Below are 11,405 nucleotides of genomic sequence, written 5' to 3'. Positions count from 1 at the left end.
TCAACATGACGACACCCACACTAACGATCAGTCGTCAGGCCGCGGTGTGTTTGCGTCGTATTCCGGCCGTGCCCCACCTGCACGCGCTCATCGCGGTGGGCGCGCGCCTGCGCCAGCCGGTCCGGCTCATACAGCGCATCGAGGTTGAGGCCGGCGGCGGCCGCCAGGCGTTCGGCGTCACCGACCGGGATGCGGTGCGCCTCGCGCTCGCGTTCGACGCCGCGCTCCAGACGCCCGGCGCGCTTGGCCGCCCACCGCGCGCCGGCGAGCATGTCCTCCACGCTCTGCCCGCGCCCAACGGCGGCCTGCTGCAGCGCCTGCAGCAGCACCTCGCCGGGCAGCATCGCCCGCGGGTGCACGGCCAGCTTCGGCTTGACGAGCCGCTTGCCCGTGCCCAGATCGCGGCCGGCCATCAGCCGCCGGGCGGCCTGGTGGCCCTCGGGCGTCAACGGAGTGCCCGGCTCGATGCCGAACTCACGCAGCCCGTCGCCGATCCACGTCAGGCCGCGCCCGGGCTCGGCACCGGCGTCCGCCCCTGACCGGCCGCCGGGCTGTCACCGTCGGCAAGGCGGTAGTCGACCTGGCCGCAGCCGGCGTCCGCACGGAGCCGGTAATCGATCTGCGCCGCGGCGGGGCCCAGCACGGTCAGCCATGCCATGCCGTGCACCCCCTTCGCGCACGCGACCAGGCCGTCAGCCAGAGCCCGCGTATCGCCCCTGCGATACCTGGGTACAAACGATCTTTTCTACTATGCGCCTGAAGATAAGGATGACATGCGTGTTTCATTTGAGCAATGACGGTTGTCAGATATCGGTGAGATTCAGGGTGGGAGGTGGGGTTTGAAGGCGCGCTTGAGATCTGGAAAGTTCACATCCTTCCACTCGACACGTTTGCCCCAGTTACGGAACGTCACATACCCGATAAGGCTGTTATCCGTTTTGTGATGATCTCCCGTCTTGTCGGATAGGTCGGATTTTTTTACGTTGATCGTCGGAAGTGATCAGCTCCGAGCCGCGCGACCCAAGGGCCGTGGCGGAGAGCGACGACTGCCGCTGTTGGTGTCCCTCGTCGTGGTTCGGAGTGTGATGGCGCATGCGCCGGTTTTCGTCATGGCGTCGTTCGGCTGGAGTGATCTTTACGCTCGCCGGGTTAGCACCCGGTTTGCTGGCAGTGCAGGCGGCGCCTGCCGCGGCCGCCGCCGCCGAGGCAGGCACCATCGCCGACATGAGCGCCTTACCTGCAGTGCCGCAGCAAATGATGGCGTCGGCAACGGGACTACTGCCGTTGGCGCCCGCGACGGCGGTGTCAGCAATGGAGGCGCCGGACGGGTGGCGATCCAGCGTTGAGCCTCCGAAGGGCGCGGTGCCGCAGGAGGACCTGACGATCGATGCGACGCCCGAGTCCGAGGAGTCCAGCCTGCCGGCGGGCACGTTGCGGGCCGGAGCTGCCGATCGGGCGGTCATGGCGGTGCCGACGCTGACGAGCGTGTATCCGGTGCAGGGGCATCTGGTCGATACGCTGACGCCGACCTTGCGGGCCTGGGGGCAGAGCAACAACTCCACCACCTCCAAGCTTTCGTACTCGTTCAAGCTCTGCGACAACGAGGTCATGACGACCGGCTGCACCAGCTCCGGTGGGTATGTGCCGGGCAACGGCAACAGTTGGAGCGTTCCGGCGACTGGGAAGCTGGTCTGGGGCAAGCAGTACTGGTGGACGGTCACCGTCCGGGACTCCTACGACAGCTCCACCACCACCTCACCGAAGCTGACGTTCCTCACCGGGGTACGCCAGCCGACGGTCACCTCGCAGCTGTCCTCCTCCGGGGTGGAGGGGCGGGAGTTCAACCAGCAGACCGGCAACTACACCACCACCTCCACCGATTTGCAGGTGGCGACGGTGGGGCCGCCGCTGTCAGTGGTGCGCACCTACAACAGCCTGGACCCGCGCACGGACGGCATGTTCGGAGCGGGCTGGTCCACCCGCTGGGACATGAAGATCGTCAAGGAGACGCGCGGCGCCTCCACCGCGGCGCTGGTCACCTACCCGGACGGGCGGCAGGTGCGGTTCGCCTCGAACGGGGACGGCACGTTCCAGCCGCCGCCCGGCATGCACGCCACCCTGGCCGAGGAGAGCGGCGGCACCTGGCGGCTGCGGGACAAGACCAACGCCACCTACCTGTTCAACGCGGCCGGGCGGCTGACGAAGATGACCGACCAGCGGGGCCGCAGCAGCGACCTGACCTACGACACCGCCGGCAAGCTGGCGAAGGTGACCGGGGTCGGCGGCCGGTCGGTGACGTTCACCTGGCAGGGCGACCAGGTCGCGACGGTGTCCAGCGACCCGGTCGACGGCAAGGCGCTGACCTGGACCTACAGCTATGACCAGGGCCGGTTGACGCAGGTGTGCGCACCGGTGACGGCGCCGAACTGCACCACCTACGACTACGGCAGCGGGTCGCTGTATCGCAGCAGCGTCCTGGACTCGGACCCGTTCGGCTACTGGCGGCTCAGCGAGACCACCGGCAACGCGATCGACCTGGGCTGGGGCGCGGGCGACGCCAGCTACGACGACGCCGCCAAGCGCGCCCAGCCGGGCGCACTGGCGGGCACAACGGACGGCGCGGTCGAGCTGACCACCACCACCGGGGTGCGGCCCCCGGAAGGAATCGTGCCCAGGATCGGCAAGCACGCGACCATGGAGGCCTGGTTCAAGACCAGCTCCACCACCGCCGGCACCGTCATCTCGCTGCGCACCGTCCAAGGCGGCACCAAGGAAGAGGTGTTCGCGGTCGGCACCGACGGCAAGCTACGCAGCTCCTACCAGCCGACCACCACCCCGATCACCACCGCCGCGCCGGTCAACGACGGCGCCTGGCACCACGCGGTGCTCACCGTCGCCGGCGACCTGCAGACCCTGTACCTGGACGGCGCGGTCGTCGGCACGCTCACCCAGCCCATCACCGGCACCGAGAACCGGTACATCACCACGATCGGCGGTATCGCGGGCCTGGTGGACGAGGTCGCCATCTATGACCGGCCGCTCGCTGCGGGCGAGGTACAGCGGCACTACGCCGCCCGCACCGCGGCCCCGAACAAGCTGACCAAGGTGACGCTGCCGTCCGGGCGGGTGCACGCGGTCAACACCTACGATGACAAGACCGACCGCATCGCCACGCACACCGACGCTGACGGCGGTACCTGGAAGATCGGCACCGTCGGGATCGAGCAGCAGTCCGGCGAAGCCGAGGTGACGGTGACCGATCCGGGCAACGACACACTGGGTTACCTGTATGACTCCCGGCGCGGCTTCCGCATCCGTGGCGTGACCGACCAGAGGGAGTACACCACCTGGTACGAGTACGACCAGGCGGGCTTCCTGACCAAGGTGATCGACCGCAACGACATCGCCAACGACATCTACCAGGACAAGCGCGGCAACACGATCGGTCGCAAGTACTGCCGGGCGGCGAACGAGTGCGCGATCGAGTACTGGACGTACTACGTCAACGAGAACGACCCGTTCGACCCGCGTAACGACCAGGTGACGGCGTATCGGGACGGCCGCTCAGCCAGTGACACCGACCCCACCCACGCCACCACGACCGAGTACAACAGTTTCGGTGAGCAGACTAAGGTCACCACCCCGGCGACGGGCGACTTCCCGCAGGGCCGCTCGGAGAGCATCGCCTACACCGACGGCACCGAGCCGGCGGTAGGCGGCGGCGGCACCCCGGCGGGGCTCGTGGAGAGCAAGACCGACGCCCGCGGCAACATCTGGACCTACCGCTACACCGCGGCCGGCGATCTGGCCGAGCAGACCACCCCTGAGGGGAGGGTCACGACGCTGGACTACGACGTGCTGGGCCGCATGACCGCCAGCACCCGCATCTCGGATGCGGTGCCGGACGGGGCGAGGACCACCTTCGCCTACGACGGCTGGAACCGCCTCGTCTCCAGCACCGCCCCCGGGGTCAAGAACGAGATCAGCGGCGTCACCCACACGGCGCAGACCCGCACCACCTACGACCCGGACGGCAACCCGCTGACGCAAACGATCGCGGACCTGACCGGCGGTGACCCGGAGCGCACCACCACGTTCACCTACGACGCGTACGGCCGCCGGGACTCCGTCACCGATCCCGAGGGCGGTGTGGCGCGGCAGGAGTGGAACCATCGTGGCCAGGTCATCCGCACCACCGACGCCCGCGGCACGGTCATCGAGCAGACCTACACCGAGCGGGGCGAACTGCACACGCGCACGCTGAAGGGCTGGACCGGCAGCCCGGTCAATCCACAGCCGGCCAAGGACGTGCCGCTGGAGACCCGCACCTACGACAACGGCGGCCGCCTTGAGACCATCAAGGACGTCGCGATGGGCCGCACGTTCAAGAACTTCTACTGGGGAGACAACCGGCTCAAGGAACAGATCGCGGTCGGCGCCGTGCTGAACAGTCCCACCGCCCCGCCCCGGGATGTGCTGGTCAAGGCCGAGGAGTACGACGCGGCCGGCAATCTGACCGTGCAGGTCAACGGCATCCAGGCGAACGGTGAAGCGCTCGTCACCAGCTTCAACTACGACCAGGCAAGCCTGCTCATCAAGCAAACGCTGGACCCACGCTCGGCCCAGAACCCGGACGGGCTGGCGCGGGTCACCGCGTTCGGCTATGACGCCAACGGCAACATCACCACGACCACCCGCACGGCCGCTGGTGGTGACCGCACCGAAATCACCAGCTACGCCTACAACAAGCTGAACCAGCGGACGAAGCAGACCGTCGAGAACGGCGCCCAGGACATCGTCTCCACCACCGACTACGACGATCGCGGCCTGCCCATCGCCAGCACCGACCCGCGCGGCAACGCCGACGGCGCCAACGCCGCCGACTACACCACCACGATGCGCTACGACATCCTGGATCGCCTGGTGGAGAGCAAGGCGCCGCAGGTGCAGGTGGACAAGAACGGCACCGCCGCCCCGGCCCGCCCCACGGCGCTGCTCGGCTACGACACGGTGGGCAACCAGACTCACCAGCGCGACGCCGAAGGCCGCACCCTCACCTCGACGTTCGACAAGGCCGGCCGGCTGACCAGCACCACCGCACCCGCCTACACGCCGCCCGGCGGCAGCGCGCTCAGCCCGACCATCGAGCACGCCTACGACAAGGCCGGACAGCGCATCAGCACCACCGACCCGCTCGACAACGTCACCACCTACGACTACGACCAGCTCGGCCGGCAGGTCCGCATCACCAACCCCGCCCCCGCCGACGGCCAGACCCCCGGCACATGGGTGACCGAGTACAACATGGCCGGCGAGAAAGTCGCCACCGTCGATCCGACCGGTGCCCGCGCCACCGCCTCCTACGACGGTCTGGGCCGGCAGATCACCGCCACCCAGATCGAGCGCAAGCCCGCCAGCGCCACCTACACCACGAAGATGGAATACGACGACGCCGGCCGACTGATCAAGCAGATCGTCCCCGGCCAGGGCACCAGCACCAAGACCACCACTTTCAAGGTCAACGCAGCCGGGGAAATCATCGAAGGGGCCGACCCGGGCGGCACGACCACCATGGCGTACGACCTGGCCGGGCGCCTGGTCAAGAGCACCGATGCGAACGGCAACGCCAGCGAAGCCGAATACGACCTGGCAGGCCGGAAGATCAAGGTCACGGATCTGGGCCGGGACGAGACTAGACAGAATGCCGTCACGGTGCAGCGCACGCGAAGCATGGGCTACGACCTGGCGGGCAACCAGACCAGCGCCACCTCACCCGAGGGCCATGTCACTCGGCAGACCTTTGACGCGCTGAACCGGCTTACCTCCCTCATCGAGCCGGTCTCGGGAAGCGAGTCCATCACCACCAGCTTCGGCTACGACGCCACCGGCGCCCGCACCCGCATCACCGACGGGCGCGGCAACGCCACCTGGACCAGCTACAACAGCCTCGGCCTGGCCGAAACGGTGACCGAGCCCTCCACCGCGGCGCACCCGGACGCGGCCGACCGTACCTGGACCCACGTCTACGACGCGGCAGGCAAGCCGAAGACCACCGTTCAGCCGGGCGGGGTACGCATCGATCGCACCTACGACGATCTGGGCCGGCTCACCAAGGAGAGCGGCGCGGGAGGCGGTGCCACCACCACCGAACGTACATACGGCTACGACCTGGCTGGTCGCATGACTGCCGCCGGTGACCTGACCGTGGACTACAACGACCGCGGCCTGCCGTTGAAGGTCTCGCGCGGCACCGTTCAGGAGACCGCCTACGCCTATGGCGGGCTCCCCTCGCCCACGCAGCGCATCGACGCAGCCGGTACCGCCACCTTCACCTACGACACCGCCAACCGGCTCAAGACCGCCACCGACCCGGTGACCAGCCGTACTCTCACCTATGGTTACGACGCTGGTAGCCGCCTGGAGACCATCGCCGCCACCAGCGGCACGGCCAGCACCCAGAGGATCGGCTACGACGACACGAACCGGGTGGAGAGCCAGACGCTGACGAACGGCTCCGGCACCCAGCTCGCCAAGATCGCCTACGGGTGGGACAAGGACGACAATCTCACCACCAAGACCACCACAGGCACCGCAGGAGCAGGCGCCAACACCTACACTTACGATCATGCTGGCCGGCTTACCTCCTGGACCGCCCCGGGCGGCGCGGTGACCGCCTACGAGTGGGATGCTGCCGGCAACCGCACCAAGGCCGGCAACAAGACGTTCACCTACGACGAACGCAACCGCCTCACCACCGGCGACGGCACCGACTACACCTACACCGCACGCGGCACCCTCGCGACCAGCACCAAGGCCGGCGCCAGCACGAACTACACATTCGACGCCTTCGACCGGCTCATCGCCGATGGCGACAGCCTCTACTCCTACGACGCCCTCGATCGAATGACCAGCCGCATCCGCGGCACCGCCAAGCAGACCTTCGCCTACTCCGGGCTTGGCAACGACCTGGCCACCATCACCGACAGCGGCGGAGCTGTTCAGGCCAAGTACGCCCGCGACCTCAGCGGCGGCCTGCTCGGCATGAAGGAAGGCGTCGCCGCAGCGACAGCGGCACTGACGGACCTGCACGGCGACCTGGTGGCCACCTTCACCACCACTCTGCAGACCTCCACCGCCTACGACCCGTTCGGCGCCGTCACCGCCCAGACCGGCAACAAGACGCAGCTCGGCTACCAAGGCGAGTACACCGACCCGGACACCGGCAAGGTCAACATGCACGCCCGCTGGTACCAGCCCGGCACCGGCACCTTCACCAGCCGCGACACCGCCACCCTCACCCCCAACCCGTCCGTGCAGGCCAACCGCTACACCTACGCCAACGCCTCACCCCTGACCGGCACCGACCCCACCGGCCACTACACCGTTATCGACAGCGGCTCACTCGCCGGCCACGGCAGCTCCGGGTACGGCAGTTCCGCATCGAGCGGCAGCGGCTACACCACCATCCCCTCCGGTGTCTACAACGGCTCCGCGTCATCAGGCGGCGGTAGGGTCATCGGGCCGGTCGGTGGCGGTGCGGTCGACGACACGTGTGTCCGTATGGGCTTCTGCGTCGGCGCAGGACAGGTCATCGTCGACCCGAGCTGGGCCCGGATGATCGAGCTGGAGAAGGAGAAGAAATCCTGGCTCGGGCAGGACGAAATCGAAAGGCTGGGCATGAAGATCATGTACAACGGCCGACCTGTGGTGAAGAGAACGGACGATCTGGTCATCGACTTCTGGGACGCCAGCTGGGAAGCCCAGCTCGACTTCATGGAGAAATATGACCCCAGCGTTAGCGATAAATCTCTTGAGATCATGTGGGCTGTGACGGCCGCTTACCACAATCAGTATCCGACACACCCCGACGGCTGCTATATCACCTGTGCAGAAGGTCCGCCGATCAGGGACGATGAAACGCCGATGCAACGAGCGGCAGAAGAGTTCGCGCGCCAGTGGGCGAAGGTGAAGGGCCCAAAGTGGACAACTAAAGATGCCGCTAACTATGCAGCAAGCTTGAAGATCAACCCAGAGCAAGCCCAGAAGCAAATATTTGAATTCAAAGCTCGGTGGGTCAAAGCATACAAGGATGTCATTAATGCGGCGGCGGCTTACTGGGGAATTCCCGGCTGGGTCCTCGGCGCCGTGGCCTACAACGAGGTTGGAGGCGACCCGGGGTGGGTCGACTCCGTGGCGTTCCTTAAGCGGCTGGGTGAGGGAGACCTCAATGCCGCGCTTAAAACGTCCTTCGGAGAAGTGCAGATGCAGATTGGCCTCGCCGCTACGCTACTCGGATACGGTGACAAGAAAATGAAAGTCGGGGACGTAGTCAGGAACACGTTAGAGGTGCTGGAAAACCCCGCATCAAATTTGTTCCTTGTGGGGATGTACTTGGGAAGGCTACATAACACCGTTGGTGGCGCATGGACCGATCAAGAGGTGCAGCGCGTAGGAGCCTGGTACAACGGCGGCTCAGGATCGTGGCGCAGTCGGGATGCCCAGGCCTACGGCAAGGTTATGGTTGCCAATAAAGACCTAATCCAAGATTTGCTGAGCACGGGCCGATGCAAGCCCCTGTATGGGCAGACGTGCGCATGAACGCCGCAACCGGAGAATCCGTGAAAGAGTCAAAATGGGCCGTTGCCCTCTGGGTAGTATGCGTGGCAATTGCAGCAGTCCTTGCTGGGGCGAGCTTCATTATCAACGTCTACAACCTCGAATGGGCGTCGGTGGTGCCACCGCAAGTCGATGCTGATGCGGTAGACGCGGCAAGCTTCTTGATGCGACTGGCGTGCGCCCCAGCGGCAGTAGCCATTTTTTTGCCTGTAAAATCGTGGGTTCTCCGAGTGTTTGCTGCAGGCATAGTCATCGTCGCCGCATCTAGGCTCTTTTGGCTGGCATCACTGTAGCTTGCAGAATCCGCCCTGCTGGCCCTAACCCAGCACCCGTACGGAGTCAGCCTGCTGGACGACGCTCGGTTGGAGGCCCGGGGTACAGCCGCTGACCGAGCGCGTCACCGCGGCGGGCCGCCGCCATCCAGGCCGCCAGCCAGCTGACGTACGGCCGGGGCCGGGTCGAGGTCCGGGTCATGCCAGCGGGCGACCGCCAGCGCGGCCGCGGTGCGGGTGCGCCAGTACCCGTCGGCGCTGCTGCGGCCTGGCTCGTCCCCGATCGGCTCGATGGGGAGGGGGTCGTGGTGCCGCTTGGCCGGATCACCGGCGGTGGCCTCCCATGCCTGGTGGTGCCAGCTGACCTTGGTCACCGTTCCGGCGACGTCGCCGGTGGGGGTGACGACGTTCCATCGGTGCCGGTCGTGGTCGGCCTGGGTTTGGGTCAGCCGCCAGCCGGGCGCGCCGTCCAGCGCCACGTCGGCGTGCGCGGTGCGGGCGCGGCGGCGGGTCTCGAAGTCGGCGGCCACGGCGGTCAGCGCCTTGATCCTTGAGGGGTAGGCGCCGCGCTTGCCGGGGCTGGTGGTGATCGGGGTGTGCTGGGCGGTTCGGGCGGTCCAGCCGCTGCCGGGCCAGGCCGGGCTCACGCTGCCTGCGCGAGTGTCGCGCCGCCACCACAGCACGTCGTTGTCGTCGGTGGCCCAGTCCGGCCCCAGCCGGGATTCGCTGCGCAGTCGTCCCGTCGGCCGGTCGGCCTGCTGGGCCTCGGCTTCCGGCTGGTGCTGCTCCTCAGGCGGGGTGATCTCGCTGTCGCCGTCGGCGTGTTGTGGGGTCGGCCGCGCGTGGCCCTGGTCGACCGTCGGGGCGGTTTGCGTCGAGGCCGGGGGAGCGGGGCGGTGGCCCGTCCCGTACGCCTTGATCGCCTCGCTGACCTTGGCCCGGCTGGTACCGACCCGGCGGCCGATCTCCGCCAGGGACAGCCCCGTGGCGCTGGCTTCGCGGAAGGAGTCGGCCCGGACGGCGGCAAGCACGCCTTTGGCCACGTCGATCAGCAGGGGAGCGCGCCGGGCCCGTTCGATCGGGTCCAGGCGGTCCAGGTCCTGCAGGGCGGCGATGAGGGCGGGCAGGGTGGTGGGCACGGGCGGCGTGGTGTCGGCCGCCGTACCGGTGTGATCCTGGGGGTGGCTCCCGGGGCCGGTACCAGCGACCCCAGGGATCTGTGCGGTGGTCACTGCTTGAGGCCCCGTTCCCACAGCTCGCTCAGGATGCCGGCGACGTGCTGGCAGCGCTCGCGCCGGTTCTCGTCGCGCTCGATGGTGGCGGCGTAGTTGAGGGCGTCGAGCGCGGTCAGCAAGTCCTGTTCCGCCAGGGCAAAGAGGTAGGTCTTGTTCCGGCCCTGCATCGCCCTCTGCTGCAGTTCGTGGATCTGGCCGATCTCGTTCTGGTCGAGGAGCGCCATCTGCCTGTCCCATCCGGTCGGTTGCCGTCCTACAAAAAATGTACCCCCTAGGGGGAACGTGTCAACCCTAGGGGGTACAAGATTCTTTTGTGCTGAAGCGGACTGTCAGGGAGCGTTGGCGATGGCCTTCTCGACTACCGCGCACGGCCAGGCCACCATCTGGTCGGAGACGGTGGCCTTCGCATCCCTGGTGCACTGGACGCAGGCGATGCCGAGGCCGAAGTCGATCAGCGGGAATCGGGTCGGCCAGTGCGCGTCGAACACCTCGTGGAGATCCGGGCGGTCGGGGGCGGTGATGGCGGGCGGGTCGGCCGCGAGGGTGACGATGTGGGTCTCGGTGGTCGTGGAGCTGCGGCCGTTCCAGACCCAGAGGGGGCCTCGTAGACGGCCGCGCGGCGGGTGGCGCGTTGCTCCACGCGGATCTCGTGCTGCCCGCTGACGTCCTCGATGCCGTTGGCCTCCAGCCAGTCGGCAACGGCCTGGACCTCGTCGGTGTCGGCGTACAGGGCGTGGTACGCCGGCAGCGTCCAGATGGTGGGGCCGGGCTCGTCATCACCGAGGCGCTCGCGGCGCCGCTCGGCCTCGCGGCGCTCGTCTTCGGCTTCCCGCTCTGCCTGCCGCTGGGCCTTCTCGGCGTCTTCTTCCGCGCGGGCCATCGCGAGCTGGCGGTCGTGGCCGTCGGGGTCGGTGGCGTACTCGCGGACTTGGGCCTGTTCGGCGGCCTCGCGGGTGGGGTGGCCGCAGGACAGCCCGCGCGGTCCCCAGGAGGCCCAGGACTCGCCGGGCAGGCAGCCGTCGTTCCATCCCCAGCCGGCGGAGGCCGCCGGGTTGTAGGAGCACGAGTACGTGCCGCCGATCTCGGCGCCGTCGATCAGGATGAGGAACTCGTCGGGGGTCAGCTTGGCGGTCCCGTGCAGATCGTCATAGCCCTCGTACCGAGGCTGGCGGGTGACGGCGAACGTCCGGGTCCAGCCGAGATACGGGGAAAACCGGCCATGAGTCGATCTTGACGCCCGTTCCCGCAGGCAGGCGTACGGTCAGCGGTCGACCGTGATCAG

8 protein-coding genes are annotated in these 11,405 nt (G+C 67.8%); 3 read left to right on the top strand and 5 right to left on the bottom strand.

Annotated features, from left to right (window positions below):
* Positions 1–20: 20 nt before the first annotated feature.
* Both AB0I79_RS60085 and AB0I79_RS60080 read right to left on the bottom strand, forming a co-directional pair.
* Positions 21–449 (bottom strand): hypothetical protein, encoded by a 429-nt coding sequence (locus AB0I79_RS60085; RefSeq protein WP_357894662.1) that lies wholly within the window; start codon positions 447–449, stop codon positions 21–23.
* Positions 450–499: 50 nt separating this feature from the next.
* A complete protein-coding gene (locus AB0I79_RS60080) occupies positions 500–658 on the bottom strand; it encodes a hypothetical protein (RefSeq protein ID WP_357894659.1) in 159 nt (52 codons plus the stop codon).
* A gap of 434 nt (positions 659–1,092) precedes the next feature.
* On the opposite strand from AB0I79_RS60080, the gene AB0I79_RS60075 reads away from it, so the two are divergent.
* Positions 1,093–8,598: an RHS repeat-associated core domain-containing protein gene (locus AB0I79_RS60075; RefSeq protein ID WP_357894656.1), complete on the top strand. Its 7,506-nt coding sequence runs from the start codon at positions 1,093–1,095 to the stop codon at positions 8,596–8,598.
* A complete protein-coding gene (locus tag AB0I79_RS60070; protein WP_357894653.1) occupies positions 8,595–8,909 on the top strand; it encodes a hypothetical protein in 315 nt (104 codons plus the stop codon). The genes AB0I79_RS60075 and AB0I79_RS60070 overlap by 4 nt, the downstream gene beginning before the upstream one ends.
* 104 nt (positions 8,910–9,013) lie before the next feature.
* On the opposite strand, the gene AB0I79_RS60065 is transcribed toward AB0I79_RS60070, so the two are convergent.
* The 3 genes from AB0I79_RS60065 to AB0I79_RS60055 form a co-directional block, all read right to left on the bottom strand.
* On the bottom strand, positions 9,014–10,027 hold the full coding sequence (locus AB0I79_RS60065) for a hypothetical protein (protein ID WP_357894650.1): 1,014 nt from the start codon (positions 10,025–10,027) through the stop codon (positions 9,014–9,016).
* Between the two features lie 89 nt (positions 10,028–10,116).
* Entirely contained in the window at positions 10,117–10,347 is a 231-nt protein-coding gene (locus AB0I79_RS60060; protein ID WP_357894647.1) for a hypothetical protein, read from the bottom strand.
* A gap of 105 nt (positions 10,348–10,452) precedes the next feature.
* Positions 10,453–10,611 (bottom strand): hypothetical protein, encoded by a 159-nt coding sequence (locus AB0I79_RS60055; RefSeq protein ID WP_357894644.1) that lies wholly within the window; start codon positions 10,609–10,611, stop codon positions 10,453–10,455.
* 143 nt (positions 10,612–10,754) lie between these two features.
* Here AB0I79_RS60055 and AB0I79_RS60050 point away from each other — a divergent pair, with 143 nt between their 5' ends.
* The gene (locus AB0I79_RS60050; protein ID WP_357894641.1) at positions 10,755–11,357 is read left to right on the top strand and encodes a hypothetical protein; all 603 of its coding nucleotides are present in this window, start codon (positions 10,755–10,757) and stop codon (positions 11,355–11,357) included.
* Positions 11,358–11,405 lie beyond the last annotated feature (48 nt).

It is taken from the genome of Nonomuraea sp. NPDC050202 (assembly GCF_040656115.1).
GTDB lineage: Bacteria > Actinomycetota > Actinomycetes > Streptosporangiales > Streptosporangiaceae > Nonomuraea.
Note: the sequence above shows the minus strand (reverse complement) of the source record. Positions and strands in the feature narration are given on the sequence as shown.

Coding starts and splice junctions, on each gene's coding strand:
- AB0I79_RS60075 (WP_357894656.1), top strand. CDS start 1,093: ATGCGCCGGTTTTCGTCATGGCGTCGTTCGGCTGGAGTGATCTTTACG.
- AB0I79_RS60060 (WP_357894647.1), bottom strand. CDS start 10,347: ATGGCGCTCCTCGACCAGAACGAGATCGGCCAGATCCACGAACTGCAG.
- AB0I79_RS60070 (WP_357894653.1), top strand. CDS start 8,595: ATGAACGCCGCAACCGGAGAATCCGTGAAAGAGTCAAAATGGGCCGTT.
- AB0I79_RS60080 (WP_357894659.1), bottom strand. CDS start 658: ATGGCATGGCTGACCGTGCTGGGCCCCGCCGCGGCGCAGATCGATTAC.